This is a genomic window from Pseudomonas sp. HN11 (assembly GCF_021390155.1).
In the GTDB taxonomy this organism is placed as follows: domain Bacteria; phylum Pseudomonadota; class Gammaproteobacteria; order Pseudomonadales; family Pseudomonadaceae; genus Aquipseudomonas.
This window is the reverse complement of the sequence record NZ_CP089985.1, coordinates 5,307,258-5,334,059: the sequence shown is the minus strand read 5'-3', so window position 1 is coordinate 5,334,059 and position 26,802 is coordinate 5,307,258. Positions and strand designations below refer to the sequence as shown.

Below are 26,802 nucleotides of genomic sequence, written 5' to 3'. Positions count from 1 at the left end.
GGAGAGAAGTGCATGACGCAAGTCACGGTGAAACAACTGGCCGATGAGGTCAAAACACCGGTAGAGCGCCTGTTGCAGCAGATGCGTGAGGCAGGTCTGCCGCACACCGCCGCCGATGAAGGTGTGAGCGATAGTGAGAAGCAGTCTTTGCTGACTCACTTGAAGAGCAGCCACAAGGCGAAAGTGGAAGAACCGCGCAAGATTACATTGCAGCGCAAAACCACCAGCACCCTGCGTGTTGCTGGTAGCAAGAGCATCAGCGTTGAAGTACGCAAGAAGAAAGTCTTCGTACAGCGCAGCCCGGAAGAAATCGAAGCCGAGCGCAAACGCGAACTGGAAGAACGTCGCGCCGTAGAAAATGCTGCTCGTCAGAAGGCTGAAGAAGAAGCCAAGCGTCGCGCCGAAGAAGAAGCGCGTCGCCAGCCTGCTGCTGCGCAACCTGCTGCCACTGAAGCGGTCGCCGCGCCAAGCGCTCCAGTAGAAGCTGTGCGTGAGGCCGCTCCGGTTGCCGCTGCACCAGCACCTGCTGCTGACGCTCGTAAACGCGACGAACCTCGTCGTCCGGATAAGCCACGTGCCGACGATAACAATCGTCGCGGTGGTGGTGGCGATGGCGAGCGCAAAAACGCTCCGCATCGTGCCTCCGTCAAAGAGAAAGCGCCTGCTCCACGCGTTGCCCCACGTACTACCGACGAAGAAAGCGATGGCTTCCGTCGTGGTGGTCGCGGCAAGGCCAAGCTGAAAAAACGCAACGCCCACGGTTTCCAGAGCCCAACCGGCCCTGTCGTGCGTGAAGTGAAGATCGGCGAGACCATCACTGTGGGCGATCTGGCCCAGCAGATGTCGGTCAAGGCAGCTGAAATCATCAAGTTCATGTTCAAGCTGGGCACTCCGGCCACCATCAACCAGGTATTGGATCAGGAAACCGCCCAGCTTGTGGCTGAGGAATTGGGCCACAAAGTGACCCTGGTCAGCGATACCGCCCTGGAAGATTCCCTGGCCGAGTCCCTGAAGTTTGAAGGTGAAGCCGTTTCCCGTGCACCGGTTGTGACCGTAATGGGCCACGTTGACCACGGTAAGACTTCCCTGCTCGACTACATCCGTCGCGCCAAGGTGGCTGCTGGCGAAGCCGGCGGTATTACCCAGCACATCGGTGCGTACCACGTTGAAACCGAGCGCGGTATGGTCACCTTCCTCGACACCCCTGGTCACGCCGCGTTTACCGCGATGCGTGCCCGCGGTGCCAAGGCGACCGACATCGTGATTCTGGTGGTTGCAGCGGACGACGGCGTGATGCCGCAGACCATTGAAGCTGTCCAGCACGCGAAGGCTGCCGGTGTACCTCTGGTCGTTGCCGTGAACAAAATCGACAAACCGGGCGCCGATCTCGATCGCATCCGCAGCGAACTGTCGGTTCACGGTGTGACATCTGAAGAGTGGGGTGGCGATACTCCATTCGTACCGGTCTCCGCGAAGATGGGTACCGGCGTTGACGAACTGCTCGAAGCCGTTCTGTTGCAAGCCGAGGTTCTGGAACTGACTGCTACGCCATCGGCCCCAGGCCGTGGCGTTGTGGTTGAGTCCCGTCTCGACAAGGGCCGTGGCCCGGTTGCAACCGTACTGGTTCAAGACGGTACCCTGCGCCAAGGCGACATGGTCCTGGTCGGTTCGAACTATGGCCGTGTACGTGCCATGCTCGACGAGAACGGCAAGCCAATCAAGGAAGCCGGCCCGGCTATCCCGGTCGAGATCCTCGGCCTGGACGGTACCCCGGACGCTGGCGACGAGATGAGCGTGGTTGCCGACGAGAAGAAAGCCCGCGAAGTGGCTCTGTTCCGTCAAGGCAAGTTCCGCGAAGTCAAGCTAGCCCGTGCTCACGCCGGCAAGCTGGAAAACATCTTCGAGAACATGGGCCAGGAAGAGAAGAAGACGCTTAACATCGTCCTCAAATCTGACGTACGTGGTTCTCTCGAAGCGTTGAACGGCGCCTTGAACGGCCTGGGTAACGACGAAGTGCAAGTGCGCGTTGTCGGTGGCGGTGTCGGTGGTATCACCGAATCCGACGCCAACCTGGCACTGGCTTCCAACGCTGTACTGTTCGGTTTCAACGTGCGTGCCGATGCTGGCGCTCGCAAGATCGTCGAGCAGGAAGGCCTGGACATGCGTTACTACAACGTCATCTACGACATCATCGAAGACGTCAAGAAAGCCCTCACCGGCATGCTTGGCAGCGACGTCCGGGAGAACATCCTGGGTATCGCCGAAGTTCGTGACGTGTTCCGCTCGCCGAAGTTCGGCGCGATCGCCGGTTGCATGGTTATCGAAGGTACTGTGTACCGCAACCGTCCGATCCGTGTACTGCGCGAAGACATCGTTATTTTCGAAGGCGAGCTGGAATCCCTGCGCCGCTTCAAGGATGACGCTTCCGAAGTACGTGCCGGCATGGAATGCGGTATCGGCGTCAAGAGCTATAACGACGTCAAGCCTGGCGACAAGATCGAAGTCTACGAGAAGGTCCAGGTTGCTCGCAGCCTCTAACTCGCGCACTTCCGGAGCCACGCGGCGTGTGGGCATGCAAATGCCTCGCGCGGCGTACGGACTCTAAACGCAACGCCCGGTCTGGCTTTTGTCAGGCCGGGCGTTTGCCGCTTTCAGACCCCACGGGTTTCACCGTGTGGCAGTAACAGGTAACAAGACATGGCAAAAGAATACAGCCGTACCCAGCGTATCGGCGATCAGATGCAGCGTGAGCTGGCCCAACTGATCCGTCGCGAAGTCAAAGACCCCCGCGTTGGCCTGGTCACCATCACCGCCGTAGAAGTGAGCCGTGATGTGGGTCACGCCAAGATCTTCATCACCGTGATGGGGCAGGACAGCAGCGAAGAAATTGCACAAAGCATCAAGGTGCTCAACTCCGCCGCAGGTTTTCTGCGCATGCAGTTAGCCCGTGAAATGAAGCTGCGCAGTGTTCCCCAGTTGCATTTCCACTACGACGAAAGCGTCGTGCGTGGTGCGCACCTGTCGGCACTGATCGAGCGCGCCGTGGCTGAAGACAACCAGCATCCGTCCACACCTGAAGACGCCAAGGAGTAAGCGGTGGCTCAGGTCAAACGTATCCGTCGCAACGTCAGCGGCATCATTCTGCTCGACAAGCCTATTGGCTTTACCTCCAATGCCGCGTTGCAGAAGGTCCGCTGGTTGCTCAATGCCGAAAAGGCCGGGCACACCGGCAGCCTCGATCCTTTGGCCACCGGTGTACTGCCGTTGTGCTTTGGCGAGGCCACCAAGTTCTCGCAATACCTGCTCGATTCCGACAAGGGTTACGAAACCCTGATGCAACTGGGCAAGACCACCACCACGGCCGACGCCGAAGGAGATGTTCTGCAGGTTCGCGATGTGACCGTTGGTCGTGCTGATATTGAAGCTGCTTTACCTGGTTTTCGTGGGGAAATCAGCCAGATACCGCCAATGTACTCGGCGCTCAAGCGTGACGGGCAGCCTCTTTACAAACTGGCACGTGCGGGCGAAGTAGTGGAGCGCGAACCGCGTTCTGTTACTATTGCGCGCTTGGAATTGCTTGCCTGTGAAGGCGACACTGTCCGCCTGGCGGTGGACTGCAGCAAAGGCACCTATATCCGTACCCTGGTGGAAGATATCGGTGAGAAGCTCGGTTGCGGTGCGTACGTTGCAGAACTGCGACGCACCCAGGCAGGTCCTTTCAGCCTGGCCCAGACAGTCACGTTGGAAGAGTTGGAAGCGGTACACGCCGAAGGTGGCAATGAAGCAGTTGATCGCTTCCTGATGCCGTCGGACAGCGGCTTGCTGGATTGGCCATTGCTGCACTTCTCGGAGCACAGCGCGTTCTACTGGCTCAACGGCCAGCCGGTACGTGCCCCGGATGCCCCGAAATTCGGTATGGTGCGGGTACAGGATCATAATGGTCGCTTCATCGGTATCGGTGAAGTGAGCGAAGACGGGCGCATCGCGCCGCGTCGACTGATTCGGTCAGAATGACCGGACGAGTGTGGCTGTTAACAGGCACGGTCAACACTCATTTTTAGATACAGGGATTTGTCCCTGGCCTGTTGAAACTGCCCTTTGGGTGGTTTCCTGAAAAAAGGATTGCCTCATGGCTCTCGACGTTCAAGAAAAAGCACAAATCGTTGCTGACTATCAGCAAGCTGTTGGTGACACTGGTTCGCCAGAAGTGCAAGTTGCACTGCTGACCCACAACATCAACAAGCTGCAAGGTCACTTCAAGGCCAACGGTAAAGATCACCACTCCCGTCGTGGTCTGATCCGCATGGTAAACCAGCGCCGTAAGCTGCTGGACTACCTGAAAGGCAAGGATCTGGGTCGTTATCAGACTCTGATCGGTCGCCTGGGTCTGCGTCGCTAATAAGCGATTGCGCTAGAGGTTGGTTGTCTGTCGTGTGTCAGTGGGATTCCCGCTGGCCCATGGCAGGCTCCCAGCCTCAAGTTTTATCTGGATACACGTTTTACCCTGGACCAGGTTCGGGCCGATTCCCGACATTGCCCAAGAATTTCGCAAGAAGACAAGTTCCCCCAAGAGCCACAAAGAAGGTAGGACACCGTGAACCCGGTTATCAAAAAATTTCAGTTCGGTCAGTCGACCGTTACCCTCGAGACAGGCCGTATCGCCCGTCAAGCCTCCGGCGCAGTGCTGGTTACCGTTGATGACGACGTTACCGTTCTGGTGACCGTGGTTGGCGCCAAGACCGCTGACCCGAGCAAAGGCTTCTTCCCTCTGTCCGTTCACTACCAGGAAAAGACTTACGCTGCCGGTAAGATCCCTGGCGGTTTCTTCAAGCGCGAAGGCCGTCCTTCCGAGAAAGAAACCCTGACTTCCCGACTGATCGACCGTCCGATCCGTCCGCTGTTCCCAGAAGGCTTCATGAACGAAGTGCAGGTTGTGTGCACTGTCGTTTCCACTAGCAAAAAGACCGATCCGGACATCGCTGCGATGATCGGTACCTCGGCTGCCCTGGCGATCTCCGGCATTCCTTTCGATGGCCCGATCGGCGCCGCCCGCGTTGCTTTCCACGAAAGCACCGGCTACCTGCTGAACCCGACTTACGAGCAACAGAAAGCGTCGAGCCTGGACATGGTCGTAGCCGGTACCTCGGAAGCCGTGCTGATGGTTGAATCGGAAGCCAAAGAGCTGACCGAAGACCAGATGCTGGGTGCTGTGCTGTTCGCCCACGACGAGTTCCAGGCTGTCATCAAGGCTGTTACCGAGTTGGCTGCCGAAGCTGCCAAGCCGACCTGGACCTGGGCGCCACAAGCTGAAGCCACCGAACTGCTGGGCGCTATCCGCTCCGAGTTCGGCGCTGCCATCTCCGATGCCTACACCATCACCGTCAAGGCCGACCGCTACGCTCGCCTGGGTGAGTTGAAGGATCAGGTTGTGGCCAAGCTGTCCGGTGAAGAAGGCCAGCCTTCTTCCAGCGAAGTCAAAGCTGCCTTCGGCGAAATCGAATACCGCACCGTTCGCGAAAACATCGTTAACGGCAAGCCACGTATCGACGGTCGCGACACCCGCACCGTACGCCCGCTGAACATCGAAGTCGGTGTTCTGCCAAAGACTCACGGTTCGGCGCTGTTTACCCGTGGTGAAACCCAGGCTCTGGTTGTTGCAACCTTGGGCACCGCCCGTGACGCACAACTGCTGGACACCCTGGAAGGCGAGAAAAAAGACCCGTTCATGCTGCACTACAACTTCCCTCCGTTCTCGGTAGGCGAGTGTGGTCGCATGGGTGGTGCTGGTCGTCGCGAAATCGGTCACGGCCGTCTGGCCCGTCGTTCGATCGCAGCCATGCTGCCTGCCGCTGACGTATTCCCGTACACCATTCGTGTTGTGTCGGAAATCACCGAGTCCAACGGTTCCAGCTCCATGGCTTCCGTTTGCGGTGCTTCCCTGGCGCTGATGGACGCTGGTGTGCCGATGAAGGCGCCGGTTGCCGGTATCGCCATGGGCCTGGTTAAAGAAGGCGAGAAGTTCGCCATCCTGACCGATATCCTGGGCGATGAAGACCACTTGGGCGACATGGACTTCAAAGTAGCCGGTACCGCCAAAGGTGTGACCGCGTTGCAGATGGACATCAAGATCAAGGGCATCACCGAAGAAATCATGGAAATCGCTCTGGGCCAAGCCCTGGAAGCGCGCCTGAATATTCTCGGCCAGATGAACCAGATCATTGGTCAGTCCCGTACCGAACTGTCGGAAAATGCTCCGACCATGATCGCGATGAAAATCGACACTGACAAAATCCGTGATGTCATCGGTAAGGGCGGCGCGACTATCCGTGCGATCTGCGAAGAAACCAAGGCTTCGATCGATATTGAAGACGATGGCTCGATCAAGATCTTCGGCGAAACCAAGGAAGCGGCTGAAGCAGCACGTCAGCGCGTACTAGGTATCACCGCTGAAGCCGAGATCGGCAAGATCTACGTCGGTAAGGTTGAGCGCATCGTCGACTTCGGCGCATTCGTCAACATCCTGCCGGGCAAGGACGGTCTGGTTCACATCTCCATGCTGAGCGACGCTCGCGTTGAGAAAGTGACCGATATCCTGAAAGAAGGCCAGGAAGTGGAAGTGCTGGTACTGGACGTGGACAACCGCGGCCGTATCAAGCTGTCCATCAAGGACGTAGCAGCAGCGAAGGCTTCGGGCGTTTAACCACCCCGAACGAACGCTGAAAAAGGACTCTGCGGAGTCCTTTTTTTATGGACGCTGGAAAGTGAAGGCAAATCAGCCGTTTAGCGCGAGTCAAAAGCCGCAACTTGCATGCAGGTACAATGGTGTTCATGCAACTTGCACGATTTCGAAAATTGCGTGATTTCCTAACTCGTTGTTTTATAACGGTTTAATTCGCTATCGATACTTGGCACAGTGCCTGCAATATCCCTGTTAACGCTGCAGCATCAAGGTTTATGCGCTGCAGACTTTTAATAAAACAGGAGTTACTCGTATGAAGAAGTTCGCTCTCGCTACTGCTACCGCTCTGACCCTGGCCATGGGTGCTAACGTAGCCTTTGCTCAGACTTCCCAAGCCCCTATGACGTTGGCGGCCGGTGAAGTGACCAAGGCTAAAGAGTCCACCTCGGATGCCTGGATCACCACCAAAGTAAAAGCTGACCTGCTGACCGAGAAAGGTATTCCTGGTTCGGACATCAAGGTTGAAACCAATAAAGGCGTGGTTTCCCTGTCCTCCGAAGTCGCTATTTCAGACTCGCAGAAAGCGACTGCCGTAGCCATCACTAAGAAAATCAAAGGTGTAACTGCTGTTTCTGCTGACGGCCTGCTGGCTGGCGGCGCTACCAAGGCTGATGGTATCGACAAAACCAAGGGCGCGGCTGCTAGCGCTAAAGAGTCGACCTCCGATACTTGGATCACTACCAAAGTCAAAGCTGATCTGGTCACCGAGAAAGGCATTCCTGGCACGGACATCAAGGTCGAAACTAACAAAGGTGTAGTTTCCCTGTCGTCGGCTACTGCCGTGACCGAAGCTCAGAAAACTACTGCGGTGAATATCACCAAGAAAATCAAAGGCGTTAAAGCTGTATCGGCCGACGGCCTGAAAGCAGAGTAACGTTGGAGGAATTCGTCTGAACTAGGCGGCAGCGAGTGAGCTAGTTATCCACTCAATGCACCACACAGGTTCATGCGACCGGCCACAAGGATGTGGCCATTAAAGGCCCCGGCATTCGTGTCGGGGCCTTTTCTATTGCGGCTCGGAACGAAAACCTCATAACGACCTCGATCAATTAGAGGCGCTGGCTTGTTTGCGCTCGTATCACCGCTATACAACTGAGTGACCCGCTGGCAAGCCAAAGCCTACACGTGAGCAGGTGTCGTCCAGGCGTTATTCAGCATCCAGGTGCATTGGCGTAACGACTCGACCGTCCTTCTCTGCCTTTCCCAGGTTGGCATCGATGAAGTACACCCGGTCATCTTCCAGTTGCCCTTTATCCACCAGGTAGTCCTTGATGGTGCTGGCGCGGTCCTGGCCCAGTTGACGCAGTAGCACATCACTTGTACTCCAGAATTTGATCACGCCGTCCTTGAGCTTTGCTGTGCGGTCATCACGGCTCAAGTCTTTCCATTCGGCGGGCGGTTGCTGTTTCAAGCGGGTGCGGTAAATGCCTTCAAGCAGTGGCGCCTTTTCACTTTCTGGTACGACCAGCAGCGAAGCCTGGGCTGGTACCTTGTCGCCACGGCGTTGGAGCATTTTGTAGTAATTGTATTGATATTCGCGCTCCAGACGCTGCCCGGCGAGGAACGGGCCATCGCTGCTGGCTGCGGCAGTGCCTTCGATTTCGAGGCGCAGGGTAGGGCGTTCCTTCAACGCCTTGGCCAGCGTGTTCAACGCGCTCTCTGCATCTTTGTCCAATTCGCTGGAACCTGCGGCGAACGACACATTCCCAAGGTCTTCCGAACCGCCACCGGTCACCAACCCACCGATAAACTTGAAGGGGGCTGTCGCCGCGCGTACCACGAGGTTGCGCAGGGTCTGCCAGACGATCGGCATCACGCTGAATTGTGGGTTATTCAAGTCGCCGGTCACCGGCAGTTCGATGGAGATCTTGCCGTCAGAGTCTTTGAGCAGCGCGATTGCCAGGCGAATCGGCAAGTCTACGGCGTCGGCGCTGTCGACTTTTTCACCCAGTTGCAGTTGTTCGACCACCACTTTGTTCTCAGCCTTCAATTGGCCTTTGGTGATCACGTAATGCAAATCGAGATTCAGCCGACCCTTGCGGATTCGGAATCCAGCAAACTTGCCTGAATAGGGTGTAAGTGTTGTCAGTTCGACACGTTTGAAGCTGGTCGCAATATCCAGTGCTGCCATGGGATCGAACGGGTTCACACTGCCCTTGATCGTCACCGGCGCATAGCGATCAACCTTACCCTTGATATCGACGCTCGCCGGTTTGGCCTGGCGGCTGTCGATGGTGCCGATCTGCCCGTTGAGCTGCTGAATCGCAGTAGCAAAGTTAGGCGTGAGGCTGAAGTCGGCGAAGTTGGCCGAACCGTCGTTGATCGCAATCTGCCCGATACGAATGCCCAAGGGTTTTTCTTTGCTGGCAGGCTTGGGTGTTTTGTCGGCCGGTTGCGCAATCAACAGATCGTCAACGTTAGTGGTGCGGTCATCATTGATCATGAAGCGCGCGTACGGCTGCAGCACATTGACCTTGTCGATCGACAGGCTATCGCCGTGCTGATAGTTCACTCCTTCGAGTACCAGACGCTGCCATTTGAGAAAGTCGCGGGTCTTGAGGGTGTCCAGCGTGTGCAACTGGTCGACTTGTGCTCGGCCTGTGACTTGGAGCTTCAGTGGATCCGTACTTTTGAGGTTCACATCGAGATTGCTGCCGAGCATGCCGCTACGCAGTTCCAGGCGGATGAAAGGGCTGATATAGGACTGGGCAACCCGCAAGTCGATGTCCTGGGTATTCACTTTCAGCTTGGCACTGACCGGGTTGAGGTTGACCTCGCCGGTCGCCTGGATTTTACCTTGCTTGCCCACGCCCGAATCGACTTTCAGGGTAAACGGGTTTTGGTTGAGGCTGTCGAAGTTCTGCAGGTCGACATTCAGCGGGCCCACCTCCAACGCGACCGCCGGCTTGGCCTGACGGTCAGCCAAGTGCACTTGATAGTTACGCAGTTGCACGTCCTTGAGCAGCACTTGCCAAGGTTTGCTTGGTGCCGTGGGCTCAGCCTTTGGCGAGTCTGCGGTGGCCGGCGCGGTGGCGGGCTCGGGCGCCTTGGCCGGTTTGCTCGGTTGGCCGGCGAACAGCTTTTGCCAGTCCAGTTGCCCGTCGGCTTCAAGGGCTGCCCAGGTTTCCAGCTTGTTGCTGCGGATCTTGCCGACCACCACTTGCTGCTTGGCTAGGTCTACCGTGGTCTCGCTGACGTCCAGGCGCTCCAGGCGCACCAATGGACGACCGTCCGGCGCCTTGATGGCAAATGGGGCGATGCTGGCGGCGGTGTTGGTCAGGTTCAGTTCGGTCTCTTTGGCCAGGCTGAACGTGTACTCGGTGCTGAAGTTGAGCACGCCGTCTTCCAGTACCAATGGCAGCGCGTCGCGTACATAGGGCCACCAGGCTTTCATCTTGCCGTCGGTGACCTTCAACGTACCTTCGGAGGTAATCGGCACCAGGCTGAAATTACCTTTCCAGTCGATCTGCCCACCTTCAGGCCCAGCAGCTACCAACGTCATATCGGCGTTGTCTTCAGGCAGGGTACTGAGGTTTTTCAGCTCGAAATCGAGCGTGTCGTAGAGAAATTCGATGGGTTCGCTGGGGCGTAAATCCTGAAAGTGCACATAACCGCCCGCCAGCTTGATGCTGTCGATACGCAATGGAAACGGCTTGGCGTCCGGATCGGCCGGGGTTGGCTCGCTGGGCGGCAGCTTGAACAATTGCGCCAAGTTCAATTGACCAGACTTGTCGAACAACAGCTCGGTCTTGGGCTTGTCCAGTTGTACATCGGCCAGGTGCAGGGCACGGGTCCAGAGGCTGTCGATCTGCAGGTTGGCGTAGAGGCGCTCGAAACCCACCTGTTCTTTGCCGGGCTCACCGATCTGGAGCCCCCATGCTGTCACTTCCAGGCTGAACGGGTTGAGTTCGATCCGCTCGATTCGGGCCGGCACCGTGGCGTAGTTGGCCAGTTGCTGATTGGCAATGCGCAGAGCGACACCAGGGAGAATCAAAAAGCCCAGCAAGCTGTACAGGGCAATGGCAGTCAACAAGGCGCCAGCGGCGCGAATCAATCCTTTGGGCATGGGGCAGCGCCATCTATATCAAACAGGAGTGCCTTGGAGTATGGCACGGGTTTCCGGTTCCGAAGAACGGGGTCCTTTGGGAAACGTCTTACAGTTGGAGTATCAGGGTCTTCAGGGGGGGCTGTTGGTCGTGTGAAGGAAAGTCTGCGCCTGGCGTCATGATTTTCCAGTCGCGAACTGGCCGCCCGGCTTTTTCCGCGCAACGCAGGACTTGTTCACGCCATTCATCCATGCTGACCTTCGCCAAGTTGTTACAGCAAATCAGCACGCCTTGGTCGGCCGTGGCAAGCAGCGCAGGCTTGAGCAGACTCTGGTAGTCGCGCAGCAGGTCGACGGTGCCGAATGCGCTCTTGGCCCAGGCGGGAGGATCAAGCAATACCAAATCGTATTGACGTTGTTCCAGGCGCGGATAACTCGGCAACTTCTGCCCACGTCGCTGGGTGATCGGCAGGCCCGCGAGTTGGCGAATTGCCGGGAAGTAGTCGGACTGTACAAATTCCATGGTCGGTAATTGTGGGTTGAGCAGACCGTTCTCGCGACCGACCGCCAGGTTGCCCTCGGCGAAGTCCAAATTGCACACCTCGCGGGCTCCGCCGGCAGCTGCGCTCAGGCCTACGCCGCAGGTGTAGGCGAACAGGTTCAGTACGCTTTTGCCCGCACTGTGCGCCTTGACCCAGCCCCGTGTGTTGCGCAGATCAAGGAACAGCAGCGGGTCCTGCCCTGCATGCCGCCCGCGCACACGGTAATTGAGGCCCCACTCACGGCCCACCAGGTCCTCCAGCGCAGCGGGTTCGGCGCGATAAACCGGGTCTTCGCGGTCGATGCGCGAATGGCCACGGGAACGGTCGTTGTACACCAGCAACAATTCCAGGCCCATGTACTGGCTCACCTGTTGATGCAGGTCCAGCAGCTCTGCGGTTTCCAGGGATTGGTGGAAGCTCTGCACCAGCAATTGCGGGCCGTAGCGGTCGATGGTCAGGCCGCCGGCGCCTTCCTGGCTGCCATGGAACAGCCGGTAGCAGTCGGTTCTCTGGGCATGCAGTTCGCTGATCAGGTCTTGGCGATGATCGAGGGCGGCGCGCAGCGCCTGATTCAAGGAAGACATGGAGCGCGCCTTGCTGAGGGAAATGAGGGCGCGAAGTTTAACAGTTATGCGCTGTCGCCTACATCAACCCCATCCGCCGATGCGCCCGTTGCACCGAACCATTGCGCATCGCCCAGCGCAGCATCGGTGCACTGCGTTTGACCGCGGTGCGGATCATCTGACGTTGCAGTGGGCTTTGGTGCTGTTCGAGCATGGCACTGGCCCAATCTGGCAGCAGATCGATCCCGGCCTGCATCATCAAGCTGCCAAAGGGTTTGGCCAGCAGGCTGGGGGAGGGCGCATTCAGCAGCAAACGCAGCACTTCGCGGCTGCGGTCATCGCACAGCAATTGTGGGCGGATGCGTGCCAGATAATCCGAAATGTCCTGCCGTGAACGTGGAACATGCCGTGCGCCCAACCGTTCGGCGACCAAGGCAATTTCGCCGTAGTACCGGTCCTGATCGCGATCTGAAAGGTGCGGATTGCGATAGCGCAAGTGGGCGGCCAGGAAGTTACTCACTTCCGCCACATGCACCCAGGTGAGCAGCTCCGGATCACTGGCCGCATAGGCCCGGCCATCCGGGGCTTGGCCGACTACCTGCAGGTGAATGGTGCGGACTTTTTCGATCAGCCATTCAGCGTCCTTGCGCGAGCCGAAGGTGGTACCCGAGATGAACTGCGAGGTGCGCCGCAAGCGGCCGAGCATGTCCTGGCGAAAATTTGAGTGGTCCCACACGCCAGCCAGGGCCAATGGGTGCAAGGCTTGCAGCATCAGGGCACTGATGCCGCCGATAAGCATGCTGCTGAAGTCGCCATGGACCTGCCAACTTACCGAATCGGGCCCGAACAGGCCGGGGTCGCCCTTGGGGTTTTCCAGGTCCAGTTGGCCCAGCGACAGGCCGGTCAGGCTCATCAACTGGTTTTCGATACGGCTGCGGATAAATTCCATGGCGACTCAGGGCTTCTATCGGTTCAAGCGCTTGTCGATCAAACCCTCTACAACGCTCGGGTCCGCCAGGGTCGAGGTATCACCGAGGCTGTCGAGTTCATTGCAGGCGATCTTGCGCAAAATCCTGCGCATGATCTTGCCTGAACGGGTTTTCGGCAAGGCCGGCGCCCATTGGATCAGTTCCGGCTTGGCAAAACTGCCAATTTCCTTGCTGACCAATTCCAGCAGGTGCTTTTTCAATGCATCGTCGGGTTCCACGCCATTCATGGGCGTGACAAACGCGTAGATGCCCTGGCCTTTGACGTCATGGGGGTAGCCCACCACGGCGGCTTCGGCCACCAAGTCGTGCAGCACCAGGGCGCTTTCTACCTCGGCAGTGCCGATACGGTGGCCGGAAACGTTGATCACATCGTCGATGCGCCCAGTGATCCAGTAATGGCCGTCTTCATCACGGCGTGCGCCGTCACCGGTGAAGTAGTAGCCGGGGTAAGGTTTGAAATAGGTGTCGATCATCCGCTGCGGATCGCCGTACACGCTGCGGATCTGCCCTGGCCAGCTGCCTTTGATCGCCAGTACGCCACTGCCGGCGCCGCTGATTTCTTTGCCGTGTTCGTCAAGCAATACGGGTTGTACGCCAAACATCGGCTGGGTTGCGCAGCCGGGCTTGATCCACTGGGCGCTGACCAAGGGGCTGAGCATGATGCCGCCGGTCTCGGTCTGCCACCAGGTATCCACAATCGGGCAGCGCTGTTCGCCTACGGCATTGAAGTACCAATCCCAGGCTTCCGGATTGATCGGTTCGCCGACACTACCCAGCAGGCGCAGGCTGGCGCGGGACGTGTTCTCCAGCGGGCCGTGGCCCTCACGCATCAAGGCGCGAAGTGCAGTGGGGGCGGTGTAGAAAATGTTGACCTTGTGCTTGTCGATCACCTGCCAGAAGCGGGAGCTGTCCGGGTGGCTCGGCACGCCTTCGAACATCAGCGATGTCGCGCCATTGGCCAGCGGGCCGTACACGATGTAACTGTGGCCGGTGACCCAGCCCACATCGGCGGTGCACCAGAACACCTCGCCCTCGCGGTAGTCGAGCACGTATTTGAAGGTCATTGCGGCTTGCAGCAGGTAGCCGCCGGTGGTGTGCAGCACACCTTTGGGTTTGCCGGTGCTGCCGGAGGTGTAGAGGATGAACAGCGGGTCTTCGGCGTCCATTGGCTCGGGCGGGCAGTCGCTGCTTGCCGCATCCAGGGCCTGTTGATACTTGAGGTCGCGGCCTTCGCTCCAGTTAATGGTCGCTCCGGTGCGTTCTACCACCAGTACCGTGCTCACATTCGGGCAACTGGCCAGGGCTTTGTCGACATTCTGTTTCAACGCAACCGGCTTGCCGCCGCGCACACCCTCGTCAGCGGTGATCACGGTGCGGCAATCTGCGTCGAGAATTCGGTCGCGCAGGGCGTCCGGTGAGAACCCGCCAAATACCACTGAGTGGACCGCGCCAATTCGCGTGCAGGCGAGCATGGCGTAAGCGGCTTCCGGGATCATCGGCATGTAGATGCACACCCGGTCACCCTTTTTCACGCCACGGCTTTTCAGCACATTGGCCAGGCGGCTGACGTGCTGGTGCAGTTGGCGGTAGGTGATTTTGGAAGATTTTGTCGGATCATCGCCTTCCCAGATGAAGGCCGGTTGGTCAGCGCGTTGTGCCAGGTGACGGTCGATGCAGTTGTAGCTGACGTTCAACTGGCCGCCGGCAAACCATTGGGCTGCGCCGGTGTTGATGTCTGAGCGTTGAACCGTGTGCCAGGGAGTTATCCAGTCGAGAAAGCCTTTGGCCTGTTCAGCCCAGAACGTATCCGGCTGTTCGATGGATTGGCGATAGAGGCGCTGATAGTCCTCTTGACTGAGTTGCGCAGCCCGGCGGACGGCATCGGCGGTGGGGAACGTGCTGATATCGAACATGAGCGATCCTTATTCTTGTTTTGGCCACAAGTGATAAAGATGCACCCTGTAAGGGGAGGGTTCAAGGCCAACGTCCAAACGGACGTTGGCCCTGCGATACCTGGATCAGCCGCGATGACGACCGCGGAAGTAGTTGATCAGGCCCTGGGTCGACGCATCCTCGGCCGAGGTTTCTTCGGCGCCGGTCAGGCGGTTGTAGACGCCCTTGCCCAGCTCTTTACCCAGTTCCACACCCCATTGGTCGAAGGCGTTGATACCCCAGATCACACTCTGTACGAACACTTTATGCTCATACATGGCAACCAGAGCACCCAAGCGACGTGGGCTGATGCGCTCAACCACGATGGTGTTGCTCGGACGGTTGCCCGGGATCACCTTATGCGGTGCGAGTTTCTGCACTTCGTCTTCCGCGATGCCCTTGTCGCGCAGTTCGGCTTCGGCTTCGGCGCGGGTCTTGCCGAGCATCAGCGCCTGGCTCTGGGACAGGCAGTTGGCGTACAGCCACTGATGGTGGTCGGACACCGGGTTGAAGCTGACGATCGGCACGATGAAGTCGGCCGGGATCAGTTGGGTCCCCTGGTGCAGCAACTGGTGATAAGCGTGCTGGCCGTTGCAGCCTACGCCACCCCAGATCACTGGGCCGGTGTCGGTGGCCACGGGTGTACCGTCCTGGCGCACGCTCTTGCCGTTGGATTCCATGTCCAGCTGTTGCAAGTGTTTGGTGATGTTACGCAGGTAGTGGTCGTACGGCAGGATCGCATGGCTCTGCGCGCCCCAGAAATTGCCGTACCACACGCCCAGCAAGCCCAGCAGCACCGGCATGTTCTGTTCGAACGGCGCATTCTGGAAATGCTGGTCCATGGTGTAGGCACCGGACAGCAGTTCCTTGAAGTTGGACATGCCGATCGCCAGGGCGATTGGCAGGCCGATAGCCGACCACAGCGAGTAACGGCCGCCGACCCAGTCCCACATCGGGAAGATGTTTTCTTCGCGGATACCAAAGGCCACCGCCGCCGCGTTGTTGCTCGATACGGCGATGAAGTGACGATACAGCTCAGCTTCCGAGCCACCCTGGGCCAGGTACCAGGCGCGGGCGGCCTGGGCGTTTTTCAGGGTTTCCAGGGTGTTGAAGGATTTCGAGGAAACGATGAACAGCGTGGTCTCGGCGCGCAGCTTCATGGTCAGCTCGTGGAACTCACTGCCATCGATGTTCGCCAGGTAGTGGCAGCGCACGCCTTTGTGGGCGTAGGACAACAGCGCTTCGGAGACCAGTTCCGGGCCGAGGAACGAGCCACCGATACCGATGTTCACCACGTCGGTGATCGGCTTCTCGGTGTAGCCGCGCCACAGGCCGTCGTGGATGCGGCCGACCAGGTCGGTGATCTGGTTCAGCACCTTGTGCACGTCCGGCATGATGTTAACGCCGTTCACCGACAGCTTGTCGCCCACCGGGCGGCGAAGGGCGGTGTGCAGGGCAGGGCGGCCCTCGGAGGAGTTGACCGGTTCGCCGGCGTACAGCGCGTCAATTGCGCTCTTGAGGTTCACTTCCTTGGCCAGGCCCACCAGCAGGTCGCGGGTCTCGCTGGTGATCAGGTTTTTCGAGTAATCGAGGAAAAGTCCGCAGCTGCTCAGGGTGAACTGGGAAAAACGCTGAGGATCGGCATTGAACGCTTCGCGCATGCTGAAATCCTGCATGGCTTGGCGATGTTGATTGAGCGCTTGCCAGGCGGGCAGAGCGGTAACGTCATGAGGAGTGCGGTAGTACGCCATCGCTGCGGGTTTCCTTTTATTACGGGGACTGCCTTTAGGACACTTCTAAGTCCAGAACGTCCAGTCTTTGATCAAGCAATGGGTTCCGGACAGCGCTAACCATAGCGCAGGCCGATTACATTAAACCTAGCGTGTCGATATGTCTTGGCTTTGTCTGCGCTAAGGCCGGTACTTTTTTGTACCGGCACTTTTTATTCTCGCAGCGGGGAGGGCAATTGGAAGAGGTCAGTCGAGGGTCAGGTGCAGGTTGTCGATGAGTCGGGTGGCGCCCAGATAGGCGGCTACCAGGATCACGATATCCCGATCTTCGGCCGTGGCCGGGCGCAAATGCACGCCCTGGCGCACTTCCAGGTAGTCCAGGCGCAACCCGGCGGCTTCGATCTGCGAGACCTGTTCGGCGCGCAACTTGGCGAAGTCGTGGTCGCCGGCTTTGATCGCGGCCCCAATCTGGCTGAGGCTGCGGTACAGCACCGGCGCAATGGCCCGCTGCTCGTCGGAGAGATAGCCGTTGCGCGACGACAGTGCGAGGCCGTCGTCGGCGCGTACGGTAGGCTCGCCGATGATCTGGATCGGCATGTTCAGGTCGTGGACCATGGCGCGGATCACCGCCAGTTGCTGGTAATCCTTCTGGCCAAACACGGCCATGTCCGGCTGGACCATGTTGAACAGCTTGCTGACCACCGTCGCCACGCCTTCGAAGTGCCCCGGACGGCTGGCGCCGCACAGGCCTTCAGACAATTGCGGCACGCTGACGCGGGTCTGGCCGGTCATGCCGCCGGGGTACATTTCCTCGACGGTGGGCGCGAACAGCAGGTTGCAACCCGCTTGCAGGAGCTTTTCCTGGTCGGCGGCCAATGTGCGCGGATACTTGTCGAGGTCTTCGCCGGCGCCGAACTGCAGCGGGTTGACGAAGATGCTGGCCACCACGAAATCCGCCTGCTGGGCGGCCTTGGTCACCAAAGTGGCATGGCCGCTGTGCAGGTTGCCCATGGTCGGTACAAAGCCAATGCGCTTGCCGGCATTGCGGGCGTGGGTAACAGCGGCCCGCAGTTCTCGTACGGTTTTTACGGTGTTCATGCAGAGAATCCGTGTTCGGCGCCAGGGAAGGTCACGCCTTTGACTTCGGCGACGTAGGCGCTCAATGCGGCGTGAATGCTGTCCTGTCCGGCCATGAAGTTCTTCACGAACTTCGGCACACGGCCGCTGATCGACAGGCCGAGCATGTCGTGCAGCACCAGCACCTGGCCATCAGTGGCGGAGCCCGCGCCAATCCCGATCACCGGTACTTTTACGGCCTGGGTGATTTCTGCCGCCAACTCGCTCGGCACGCACTCGAGCAGGATCATCGCCGCGCCCGCTTGTTCCAGGGCGATGGCATCGGCACGCATCTGGCGCGCCTGGGCCTCATTACGGCCTTGTACCTTGTAGCCGCCGAGGATGTTCACCGACTGTGGCGTCAGGCCCATGTGCGCGCACACCGGCACGCCACGTTCCGCCAGCAGCCGGATCGACTCGGCCAGCCACACCGCGCCTTCGACTTTGATCATGTGCGCACCGGCCTGCATCAGCTTGCCTGCATTCTGGAAGGTCTGTTCGAGCGTCGCGTAACCCATGAACGGCAAGTCGGCGATGATGAAGGCGCCATCGTTACCGCGCTTGACGCTGGCCGTGTGGTAAGCAAGTTCATCGGTGGTGACGGGCAGGGTGCTGTCATTCCCTTGAAGAACCATGCCCAGGGAGTCGCCCACCAGCAACACTTCAACCCCGGCCTGGCAACTGGCGTGGGCGAAGGTGGCGTCATAGCAGGTCAGCATGGCGATTTTTTCACCTTTGAGCTTGAGGCTCTGCAAGGTGGTCAGGGTAATGTCTGGCATGAAAAGGGTCCTCGTTCAGGCGCTTGGAAACAGCGAGTAACGCGCGTGAGTCTTCGTCTATACAGGCGCACGGTCTTGAGAGCAGTGCTTATATGGCCTGGATTGCGCCCTTTAGCGCCGGGTTGGCGGCAGCGGGACGCCTATAGTCGTGAGGAGGACACGGGAAGTCAATTGGATGTGTTACCGCATTGTTACGATGACGGTGTTACCGCTGTTACTGACGCGATTCAGCAATGGTGAGGCGTTCCAAACCGACAAACGGACAGGCTTCAAGCAGATCACTGAGGGTTTGGCCATCGGGTAATCTCAGGGTGGAGGGCGCCAGTTCGGCCAGTGGGTACAGCACAAACGCACGCAGGTGCATCTGGTAGTGCGGGACCTTGAGACGCGGCTCGTCGATCAGGCGATCACCAAACAGCAGGATGTCCAGGTCGAGGGTGCGTGGGCCCCAGCGTTCAAGGCGTTCGCGGCCTTGGTCGTTCTCGATGGCTTGCAGTGCATCCAACAGCTCCAGGGGCGCAAGGCTGCTGTCTAAAGCGGCAACCGCATTGGTGTAGCGCGGCTGGCCTGGGAGCAGGGAGTCACTTTGATAGAAGGCGGATACACCGGCGACGGTAGTACTCGGCAATTGCGCCAACGCTTCGATAGCACTGCGCAATTGCTGGTCCGGGGCAGCCAGGTTGCTGCCCATGCCGATGTAGATGCGTTCCACGTTTATTCGCCCACTGCGCCCGAGGCATCAGCCGAACTGCGCTTGCGCTTGGTGCCACTGCGACGACGCTTTTTCGGGCCGGCGCCTTCACCCTCACCCTTGCTGCCGAGGTCACGGATCATGTCGCGGCGTTCGCTGTCATTGGCGTCCTGATAGTCGGTCCACCATTCGCCCAAACCGTCGGTCTGCTCGCCAGCGCTTTCACGCAGCAGCAGGAAGTCATAGCCGGCGCGAAAGCGCGGGTTATCCAGCAACAGGTCGGCACGCTTGCCGCTGCGGCGTGGCAGGCGTTCCTGCATGTCCCAGATTTCGCGGATCGGCATCGTGAAGCGTTTCGGGATGGCGATGCGTTGGCACTGTTCAGCGATCAACTCGTGAGCCGCTTCCTGCATGGCTGGAATCGGCGGCATGCCACGGTCTTGCAGGCGCAGTACACGTTTTGGCAGTGCGGGCCACAACAAGGCGGCAAACAGGAACGCCGGGGTGACCGGTTTGTTCTGCTTGATGCGCAGGTCGGTGTTGATCAGCGCCTCACTGATCAGAGTGTGTGTGTAGGTCGGGTTGTATTCCAAAGCCTCGGCGCTGGCCGGGAACAATGGGTCGAACAGCTGCAGATCCACCAGCATTTCGAAGGTGTCAGCGGCATAGCCCGAGAGGAACAGCTTGAGTACTTCTTCGAACAGGCGTGCCGAGGGAATCTCGTGCAGCATCGGCGCCAGTTCGCGAATCGGCGCGGCGGTGTGTTTCTCGATGCCGAAGTTCAACTTGGCGGCAAAACGCACGGCCCGCAGCATGCGCACCGGGTCTTCCTGGTAGCGCTGGACCGGGTCGCCGATCAGGCGGATCAGATTATTGCGAATGTCGTGTACGCCATTGGCGTAATCGAGGATGCGCTCGCTGACCGGGTCGTAATACAGGGCGTTGATAGTGAAGTCGCGGCGCTGCGCGTCTTCCTCCAGGGTGCCGTAGACGTTATCGCGCAAGATGCGCCCGCTTTCGTTGCGGGAGGACTGGTTGGTGTCTTCCTCTTCATCGTTTTGCGGGTGGCCTGCACGGAAGGTTGCGACTTCGATGATTTCGCGACCGAAGTGGATATGCACCAGCTTGAAGCGCCGGCCGATGATCCGCGCATTGCGGAATTCGGCGCGCACTTGCTCAGGCGTGGCGCTGGTGGCGACGTCGAAGTCCTTGGGCGTGATGTTGAGCAGCATGTCGCGCACGCATCCGCCCACCAGATAAGCCTGGTAGCCGGCGTTCTGCAAACGTTCGACGATATTCACTGCATAACGGCTGAATTGAGCGCGTTGCAGCGAATGCTGACTGCTGTTGAGCACTTCAGGCGTGCTGCGTTTGTGTTGCGTACGACGCAAGGGAGAACGGAATGACTGGAACAACTTCTTCAGCATGGGATGCACTGTTTGAAGGAATGTTCGGCCATAACGAAGAATGACCGCATGATGGGCCGGGATTCTAGCATTTAGTCAGGGGATGGTGTAGGAACAAGCTGCAAGCCTCAAGCCAAAAGCTTCAAGAGGTTGCTGGAAGGGCAATGTGCAGAAAATATTTTCTGAAACTACAAGGGGAGCCGAAGCTCCCCCAGAAGTAGTTGCGTGCTCTATTTTTATTATTGGTTGCGGGCTTCTTGTTTTTGTTGATCGCCCTCGCCATGAATCTTCACCTTCATGACACTCCCAATCGGGAGTCAAGAGCAAACGGATTGCTTTGGTCGCTGTGTTGCTGATCTACGATCCAACCAGTTCAGGCTCTGCCTTAGGGCAGTTTTTGTTGTTCTCGGCCTGGTTGCGGGGCAAGCCCCAAATGCAACGCCTCTCCAAAAGAATCAGTTAGCTGCGCCTCCGCCGTGTTGTTTTTGTTATGCGTGAGTCGATTCGTCTTATTTTTATTGTCTTGTACAAAGCTTGTTATTGTTTTTGTACTAAGCATATAGCAGGGTGCGTGCCAACTTTTGCACCGCCCAGCAAAACCGGGGGCTTTAGGTGGTTTAGGGTTTTTGACGGACCAAAAAAAGCCGGGGCTTCGTTACCGTAAGCCCCGGCTTTTGTTACGCAAAAAATCAGCGGTAACAGTTTTTTCACATCTGAAGGTGTTACCTGCGGGGGCGCACCGTCAACTCTCGCTGGCAACACCCGTCTTGCGCCGTGGAATGCCCAGGCGCTGGCGGCGTTCCCATAGGCATTTACGGCTCACGCCCAGTTTGCGCGCCAGTTCGGTCTCGGTCATATGGTCCTGGTGCTCAAGGACGAAATGCTGGAAGTAATCTTCCAGTGACAAGTCTTCCGTCGGCTCATGGCTGGTATTGCTACCGCCTGCTTGTGGGGCCAGGCCGATGAAGTCATCGTCCTCCAAGTCACTCAGCTCGATATCGATGCCCAGTAGCTCGGCGGAAATCTCCGGGCTTTCCGACAGGATTACCGCACGCTCGACCGCATTCTCCAGTTCCCGCACATTACCCGGCCACGAGTAATGCCGGATCGCCTGCTCGGCGTCTGCGGCAAACTTGAGGTCTGTACGGTTGATGCGCGCACTCTGGCGCAGCAAGAACGCGTTGGCGATTTCGTTGACGTCGGCGCCACGTTCACGCAGGGCCGGCAACTTGAGGGCGATTACGTGCAGACGGTAATACAGGTCTTCACGGAACTGGCCGATCTTGGCCAGGCTCTTCAGGTCTCGGTGAGTGGCCGCAATCAGGCGCACATCGACCTTTTGCGACTGCACCGAGCCTACGCGACGGATCTCACCTTCCTGTAGCACGCGCAGCAAGCGCGCTTGAGCTTCCAATGGCAGCTCACCGATTTCATCGAGGAACAACGTGCCGCCGTCCGCCGCTTCCACCAGACCTGCGCGCCCGGCGCTGGCGCCGGTAAACGCGCCTTTCTCATGGCCGAACAGTTCGGACTCGATCAAAGATTCGGGGATCGCCGCGCAATTCACCGAGATCATCGGCGCCTTGGCACGCTTGGACAGGTTGTGCAGGGCGCGGGCCACCAATTCTTTACCGGTGCCGGATTCGCCCTGGATCAATACATTGGAGTCGGTCGGCGCGACTTTGCGGATCTTGCTGTAAAGATCCTGCATAGGTGGGCAGGAACCGATGATGCCAATCTCGCCGTTGCTGTTGTCGACACCTGGCTTGTCGGCGGCTTTTCCGGCGGGACGCTGTTCGGTCGGTGCACTGCTGGCCGACTGACGGTCACGCAGGATGCGAGCCACTGCCTGAAGCATCTCGTCATGGTCGAACGGCTTGGCGATGTAGTCCACCGCGCCCATCTTCATGGAGTCCACCGCCGAGCGCAGGCTGGCGTAGCTGGTCATGATCAGCACCGGCGTGCCTTGGCCAAGCTTGATCAACTCGGTGCCAGGCGCGCCAGGCAGGCGCAGGTCACTGACAATCAGGTCGAACGTGGGAATGCTGAAACGCTCCTGGGCTTCCTGCACCGAGCCGGCTTCGCTGACCTGGTACTGATTACGTTCAAGCAGGCGACGCAAGGCAGAGCGGATAATGGTTTCGTCTTCGACGATCAAAATGTGCGGCATTGATTCAATTCTCTCGACGGTCTCAGTTCACAGCGGACGTCGCTTCGACATGACGCGGCAAGGTCACCCGAATACGGGTGCCGCGTTGGCTTTCGGTGTCAGCCGGGCTGTCGATGGTGATTTGTCCATAATGCTCTTCAACGATGGAATAGACCAGTGCAAGGCCCAGACCGGTACCTTCACCCGGGTCCTTGGTGGTGAAGAAGGGTTCGAACAATCGGTCCATGATGTTCTGTGGAATACCGCTACCTTCATCTTCGACGATCAGATCGACCGTATGTTCGAAAGCCTCGGTCTTGACGCGTACCGCACCGCCGCCTGGCGTTGCGTCACGGGCGTTGGACAGCAGGTTGATCAGCACTTGGGCCAGGCGTTGCGAGTCGCCATCCACCCAATGATCCGGGTCGCACAAGTTAAAGAACTGTACTTCGAAATTACGCCGGTTCAAGGCCAGCAGCCCAATGGCATCCTGCGCCACTTCGGCCAGGCACACCGCTTCGTCCTGATTCTGATGGGCGCCGGCGTGGGCGAAGCTCATCAGCGACTGCACGATGCGTGAAACACGCTTGGTCTGTTCGAGGATCTGCCCGCTGATCTCAGTGATTTCGCCGTCTTCTTCACGCTCTTCGCGCAAGTTCTGCGCCAGGCACGCGATACCGGTGATCGGATTGCCGATTTCATGGGCCACGCCCGCCGCCAGTCGGCCAATGCTGGCCAAGCGCTCGGAGTGCACCAGTTTGTCTTCAAGCATTTGAGTATCGGTCAGGTCTTCCACCAGCAACACCAGGCCGCTGTTGCCGGGCGCCAGTGGCTCGTCGATGGCGGCTTTGTGCAGGTTCAGCCAACGGGTCTGGCCATCGAGGGCCAGGTGTTGTTTGTGCAAATGCTCGTCGGGCAGGTTGATAAAGCCTTGCAGCAATTCTTTCCAGGGGTCACCCAGGGTATTAAGGCGTGAACCCACCACGCGTTGCGCGGCGATGCCGGTGAGTTCTTCCATGGCTTTGTTCCACATCAGGATCTCTTGATCCTTGGCCAGGGAGCACACGCCCATGGGCAATTCCTGCAGGGTCTGGCGGTGATAGCGTCGCAGGGCATCGAGTTCGGCGGCGAGGCCGGTGAGGCGTGAGTGGTAATCCTCCAGTCGGCTCTCGATGAAATGGATGTCTTCGGTGACGTAGTTTTCGCCGCCGGCCTTATAGGGGAGGAAGGTTTCCACCATGTCCTGGGACACGCTCGGCCCCATCAACCCGGACAGGTTGGCCTCGATACGGTCACGCAGGCGGCGCAACGCGTAGGGGCGGCGCTCATCAAATGGCAGGTAAAGATCGCGCAGTGCCTGTTCGACCTCCTTTTGCGCCGCCTTGGCGCCCAGGGGTTTGGCCAGTTGCGTGGCGAACTCCTGGGGCGAGGCCGCATGCAATTCTCGGCGTTGTGGGCGACGTACGTTATCCACCGCGCAGGCTTCGGCGGCGCTGGTTTCTTCCGGGCTGGCGTTGGTGAACAGCGAGATCAGGGTGAACATCAAGACGTTGGCGGCCAGGGAGGCAATCGCGGCCATGTGCCAACTGGTGTCATCCAGCACGTAGATCATGTTCAGCAATGGGATGTAGAAGCCCTGCAGATTGCCGACCAACGGCAGCAGCATGGTCACGACCCACACTAGGATCCCCGCCAGCAACCCGGCGATGAAGCCCCGGCGATTGGCGGTCGGCCAGTACAGCACCGACAGCACACCCGGCAGGAACTGCAAGGTGGCGACAAACGCGACGATACCCAGGTTGGCCAGATCCTGTCCGGCGCCCAGCAACAGGTAGAACCCGTAGCCGGCCATGATGATCGCGACGATAAGCGCGCGGCGTGTCCATTTCAGCCAGCGGTAGATATTGCCTTCGGCTGGCGGCTGGTACAGCGGCAGCACCAAGTGATTGAGCGCCATGCCGGACAGTGCCAGCGTCGTGACGATGATCAGTCCGCTGGCCGCTGATAACCCTCCGACATAAGCCAGCAGCGCCAGCGCAGGGCTGTTGGCTGCAATGCCAATACCGAGGGTGAAATATTCAGGGTTGGTGGTGGCGCCGAGTTTCAAACCTGCCCACAGAATCAGCGGCACCGCCAGGCTCATCAACAGCAGGAACAACGGCAAACCCCAACTGGCGCTGACCAGTGAGCGCGGGTTGAGGTTCTCAGTGAAGGTCATGTGGTACATGTGCGGCATCACAATCGCCGAGGCGAAGAACACCAGCAGCAGCGTGCGCCATGGGCCTTCCTGCAGCGGCGTGTGCAATGCGGCAAGGGCGGTCTGGTTTTGCAGCAGCCACAGTTCCAGCTGTTGCGGGCCATCGAACACGCCGTAAAGCGCATAAAGACCGACGCCACCGATGGCGATCAGCTTGATCACCGACTCGAAGGCAATCGCAAACACCAGGCCTTCGTGTTTTTCGCGGGTGGCGATATGGCGTGAGCCGAAGAAAATCGTGAACAGCGTGATCAGCGCACAGAAGGCCAGGGCGACGCGATGCTGCACCGGCTCGCGGGTCAGAATGCTGATGGAGTCGGCCACGGCCTGGATTTGCAGGGCCAGCAACGGCAACACGCCGATGAGCATGAAAATGGTGGTCAGCGCGCCGGCCCAAGTGCTTCGAAAGCGAAAGGCAAACAGGTCGGCCAGGGATGACAACTGATAAGTACGGGTGATCTTCAGGATCGGGTACAGCAGCACCGGCGCCAGCAAAAACGCGCCGGACACCCCGAGGTAGCTGGACAGAAAGCCATAACCGTACTGATAGGCCAGGCCCACGGTGCCATAGAACGCCCAGGCGCTGGCGTATACGCCGAGGGACAAGGTGTAGGTCAACGGATGGCGAATGATCGCCCGCGGAATCATTCCGCGCTCACTGATCCAGGCCACCCCGAACAACGCGGCCAGGTAGGCGGCGCTGATCAGCAGCATCTGGGTGAGGCTAAAGCTCATCGGCATCTTTTTGGCTCTGCAGGATGAAAGTCACGACGATCAGGATCAGCCACAGCAGATAGGGGCGATACCAGGCGCCCGTGGCGTCGATCCACCAATCCATGATGGCGGGGGAGAACAGGTAGATCCCGACGACCAGCAGCAGGACCAATCGATAGATGTACATGTTGGCCTCTGTGTAAAAACGTGCGGCGATGGTAACGGATGCTTGGCAAGCTGCAAGCGTCTTCAGCTCAATTGCGCGTCGGCCAGCGTGAGTGTGCGCGGGATTCGGGCGGCATCCCAGTGCGCAATGCCCCAATCCAGCAGTTCCCGCGGGCTGGCGTACGACAGTTCGTCGCCAGGTTGCTGGCCGAGGGCGCGCAGGGCTCTCACTAGCAAAGGCGTGGCCTGGTCGGGTGTCAGCGGTGGGGAACGGTAGGATTTGCCCAATTTGTTACCGTCCGGCTGTACGATCAGCGGCACATGCAGGTAGCGCGGCTGGCGCAGGCCGAGTAGTTCCTGCAGGTAGAGCTGGCGAGGCGTGGAATCCAGCAGGTCGGCCCCGCGCACGATATCGGTCACACCCTGCCAGGCATCGTCGAGGACCACGGCCAGTTGATAGGCGTAGAGGCCGTCGCGGCGGCGGATGATGAAATCGCCTACATCGCGGCCCAGGTGCTGTCGGAATTCGCCTTGGACGCGGTCGGTAAAGTGGTACTCAAGCTCGGGAACACGCAAACGGATGGCGGCGTCTTGCTGATCGTGGCCAGCATTGCGGCACAGGCCAGGGTAGACGCCGTTGTAGGGCTCCAGTTGTTTGCGTGAGCAGGTGCAGGCGTAGGCCAGGCCGTGGTTGAACATATCGTTCAGTACCTTGGCGTAGGCCTCGTGCCGCTCGCTTTGTCGGACCCGTTCACCGTCCCACTCAAAGCCATAGCTTTCCAGGGCATGCAGGATTGCTGCCTGGGCGCCGGGCTCTTCACGGGGCGGGTCGAGGTCTTCCATGCGCATCAACCAGCGGCCGTGGTTGGCGCGGGCGTCGAGGTAGGAGGCGAGGGCGGCGACCAGGGAGCCGAAGTGCAAATGGCCGCTGGGCGTGGGGGCGAAACGCCCGATATAGGTAGAGGCTGTCATGGGCCGGATACTA

Annotated in this window: 19 protein-coding genes; 6 read left to right on the top strand and 13 right to left on the bottom strand. The window is 59.0% G+C overall.

All coding sequences use genetic code 11. The annotated features are described in order from the left end of the window. The first annotated feature begins 12 nt into the window (after window positions 1-12). From infB to LVW35_RS24400, 6 genes are all read left to right on the top strand, one after another. Window positions 13-2,538, top strand: coding sequence for a translation initiation factor IF-2 (gene infB, locus LVW35_RS24425; RefSeq protein ID WP_233892377.1), 2,526 nt, complete (start codon window positions 13-15; stop codon window positions 2,536-2,538). Between the two features lie 159 nt (window positions 2,539-2,697). Continuing rightward, the gene (gene rbfA / locus LVW35_RS24420) at window positions 2,698-3,093 is read left to right on the top strand and encodes a 30S ribosome-binding factor RbfA (protein ID WP_058412546.1); all 396 of its coding nucleotides are present in this window, start codon (window positions 2,698-2,700) and stop codon (window positions 3,091-3,093) included. A 3-nt stretch (window positions 3,094-3,096) separates the two neighbouring features. Next, on the top strand, window positions 3,097-4,014 hold the full coding sequence (truB, locus tag LVW35_RS24415) for a tRNA pseudouridine(55) synthase TruB (RefSeq protein WP_233892376.1): 918 nt from the start codon (window positions 3,097-3,099) through the stop codon (window positions 4,012-4,014). Window positions 4,015-4,129: 115 nt separating this feature from the next. Continuing rightward, a complete protein-coding gene (gene rpsO, locus LVW35_RS24410) occupies window positions 4,130-4,399 on the top strand; it encodes a 30S ribosomal protein S15 (protein ID WP_003177875.1) in 270 nt (89 codons plus the stop codon). A gap of 195 nt (window positions 4,400-4,594) precedes the next feature. Further along, the gene (gene pnp, locus LVW35_RS24405; RefSeq protein ID WP_233892375.1) at window positions 4,595-6,700 is read left to right on the top strand and encodes a polyribonucleotide nucleotidyltransferase; all 2,106 of its coding nucleotides are present in this window, start codon (window positions 4,595-4,597) and stop codon (window positions 6,698-6,700) included. A 292-nt stretch (window positions 6,701-6,992) separates the two neighbouring features. Continuing rightward, entirely contained in the window at window positions 6,993-7,613 is a 621-nt protein-coding gene (locus tag LVW35_RS24400) for a BON domain-containing protein (RefSeq protein WP_233892374.1), read from the top strand. Between the two features lie 273 nt (window positions 7,614-7,886). Here LVW35_RS24400 and LVW35_RS24395 read toward each other — a convergent pair whose 3' ends face one another. The 13 genes from LVW35_RS24395 to gluQRS form a co-directional block, all read right to left on the bottom strand. Next, entirely contained in the window at window positions 7,887-10,805 is a 2,919-nt protein-coding gene (locus LVW35_RS24395; RefSeq protein WP_233892373.1) for a DUF748 domain-containing protein, read from the bottom strand. An 88-nt stretch (window positions 10,806-10,893) separates the two neighbouring features. Next, the gene (locus LVW35_RS24390) at window positions 10,894-11,910 is read right to left on the bottom strand and encodes a class I SAM-dependent rRNA methyltransferase (protein WP_233892372.1); all 1,017 of its coding nucleotides are present in this window, start codon (window positions 11,908-11,910) and stop codon (window positions 10,894-10,896) included. A gap of 58 nt (window positions 11,911-11,968) precedes the next feature. Then, window positions 11,969-12,838, bottom strand: coding sequence for an oxygenase MpaB family protein (locus LVW35_RS24385; protein ID WP_233892371.1), 870 nt, complete (start codon window positions 12,836-12,838; stop codon window positions 11,969-11,971). A gap of 15 nt (window positions 12,839-12,853) precedes the next feature. Next, the gene (gene acs, locus LVW35_RS24380; protein WP_233892370.1) at window positions 12,854-14,791 is read right to left on the bottom strand and encodes an acetate--CoA ligase; all 1,938 of its coding nucleotides are present in this window, start codon (window positions 14,789-14,791) and stop codon (window positions 12,854-12,856) included. 105 nt (window positions 14,792-14,896) lie between these two features. Then, the gene (gene pgi, locus LVW35_RS24375; RefSeq protein ID WP_233892369.1) at window positions 14,897-16,561 is read right to left on the bottom strand and encodes a glucose-6-phosphate isomerase; all 1,665 of its coding nucleotides are present in this window, start codon (window positions 16,559-16,561) and stop codon (window positions 14,897-14,899) included. Between the two features lie 225 nt (window positions 16,562-16,786). Continuing rightward, entirely contained in the window at window positions 16,787-17,638 is an 852-nt protein-coding gene (gene panC / locus LVW35_RS24370) for a pantoate--beta-alanine ligase (protein WP_233892368.1), read from the bottom strand. Next, window positions 17,635-18,435 carry a 3-methyl-2-oxobutanoate hydroxymethyltransferase gene (gene panB, locus LVW35_RS24365; RefSeq protein WP_016976834.1) on the bottom strand — a complete coding sequence of 267 codons (801 nt, stop codon included), beginning with the start codon at window positions 18,433-18,435 and terminating at the stop codon, window positions 17,635-17,637. The genes panC and panB overlap by 4 nt, the downstream gene beginning before the upstream one ends. A 214-nt stretch (window positions 18,436-18,649) precedes the next feature. Next, window positions 18,650-19,147 (bottom strand): 2-amino-4-hydroxy-6-hydroxymethyldihydropteridine diphosphokinase, encoded by a 498-nt coding sequence (folK, locus tag LVW35_RS24360; protein ID WP_233892367.1) that lies wholly within the window; start codon window positions 19,145-19,147, stop codon window positions 18,650-18,652. A 2-nt stretch (window positions 19,148-19,149) separates the two neighbouring features. Next, entirely contained in the window at window positions 19,150-20,553 is a 1,404-nt protein-coding gene (locus LVW35_RS24355) for a polynucleotide adenylyltransferase PcnB (RefSeq protein ID WP_233892366.1), read from the bottom strand. A 721-nt stretch (window positions 20,554-21,274) separates the two neighbouring features. Then, window positions 21,275-22,702, bottom strand: a complete 1,428-nt coding sequence (locus tag LVW35_RS24350) for a sigma-54-dependent transcriptional regulator (protein ID WP_233892365.1) — start codon at window positions 22,700-22,702, stop codon at window positions 21,275-21,277. Window positions 22,703-22,724: 22 nt separating this feature from the next. Next, window positions 22,725-25,679, bottom strand: coding sequence for a sensor histidine kinase (locus LVW35_RS24345; RefSeq protein ID WP_233892364.1), 2,955 nt, complete (start codon window positions 25,677-25,679; stop codon window positions 22,725-22,727). After that, window positions 25,663-25,839, bottom strand: a complete 177-nt coding sequence (locus LVW35_RS24340) for a hypothetical protein (protein WP_003176118.1) — start codon at window positions 25,837-25,839, stop codon at window positions 25,663-25,665. The genes LVW35_RS24345 and LVW35_RS24340 overlap by 17 nt, the downstream gene beginning before the upstream one ends. Window positions 25,840-25,901: 62 nt before the next feature. Beyond that, the gene (gene gluQRS, locus LVW35_RS24335) at window positions 25,902-26,789 is read right to left on the bottom strand and encodes a tRNA glutamyl-Q(34) synthetase GluQRS (protein WP_233892363.1); all 888 of its coding nucleotides are present in this window, start codon (window positions 26,787-26,789) and stop codon (window positions 25,902-25,904) included. Window positions 26,790-26,802: the final 13 nt, after the last annotated feature.

What these genes read in the sequence shown, in the direction of transcription:
- LVW35_RS24390 (WP_233892372.1), bottom strand. Translation starts at nt 11,910, where the DNA reads ATGTCTTCCTTGAATCAGGCGCTGCGCGCCGCCCTCGATCATCGCCAA.
- LVW35_RS24385 (WP_233892371.1), bottom strand. Translation starts at nt 12,838, where the DNA reads ATGGAATTTATCCGCAGCCGTATCGAAAACCAGTTGATGAGCCTGACC.
- LVW35_RS24355 (WP_233892366.1), bottom strand. Translation starts at nt 20,553, where the DNA reads ATGCTGAAGAAGTTGTTCCAGTCATTCCGTTCTCCCTTGCGTCGTACG.
- LVW35_RS24400 (WP_233892374.1), top strand. Translation starts at nt 6,993, where the DNA reads ATGAAGAAGTTCGCTCTCGCTACTGCTACCGCTCTGACCCTGGCCATG.
- pgi (WP_233892369.1), bottom strand. Translation starts at nt 16,561, where the DNA reads ATGGCGTACTACCGCACTCCTCATGACGTTACCGCTCTGCCCGCCTGG.
- LVW35_RS24395 (WP_233892373.1), bottom strand. Translation starts at nt 10,805, where the DNA reads ATGCCCAAAGGATTGATTCGCGCCGCTGGCGCCTTGTTGACTGCCATT.
- acs (WP_233892370.1), bottom strand. Translation starts at nt 14,791, where the DNA reads ATGTTCGATATCAGCACGTTCCCCACCGCCGATGCCGTCCGCCGGGCT.
- panB (WP_016976834.1), bottom strand. Translation starts at nt 18,435, where the DNA reads ATGCCAGACATTACCCTGACCACCTTGCAGAGCCTCAAGCTCAAAGGT.
- rpsO (WP_003177875.1), top strand. Translation starts at nt 4,130, where the DNA reads ATGGCTCTCGACGTTCAAGAAAAAGCACAAATCGTTGCTGACTATCAG.
- LVW35_RS24345 (WP_233892364.1), bottom strand. Translation starts at nt 25,679, where the DNA reads ATGCCGATGAGCTTTAGCCTCACCCAGATGCTGCTGATCAGCGCCGCC.
- panC (WP_233892368.1), bottom strand. Translation starts at nt 17,638, where the DNA reads ATGAACACCGTAAAAACCGTACGAGAACTGCGGGCCGCTGTTACCCAC.
- LVW35_RS24340 (WP_003176118.1), bottom strand. Translation starts at nt 25,839, where the DNA reads ATGTACATCTATCGATTGGTCCTGCTGCTGGTCGTCGGGATCTACCTG.
- LVW35_RS24350 (WP_233892365.1), bottom strand. Translation starts at nt 22,702, where the DNA reads ATGCCGCACATTTTGATCGTCGAAGACGAAACCATTATCCGCTCTGCC.
- rbfA (WP_058412546.1), top strand. Translation starts at nt 2,698, where the DNA reads ATGGCAAAAGAATACAGCCGTACCCAGCGTATCGGCGATCAGATGCAG.
- gluQRS (WP_233892363.1), bottom strand. Translation starts at nt 26,789, where the DNA reads ATGACAGCCTCTACCTATATCGGGCGTTTCGCCCCCACGCCCAGCGGC.
- infB (WP_233892377.1), top strand. Translation starts at nt 13, where the DNA reads ATGACGCAAGTCACGGTGAAACAACTGGCCGATGAGGTCAAAACACCG.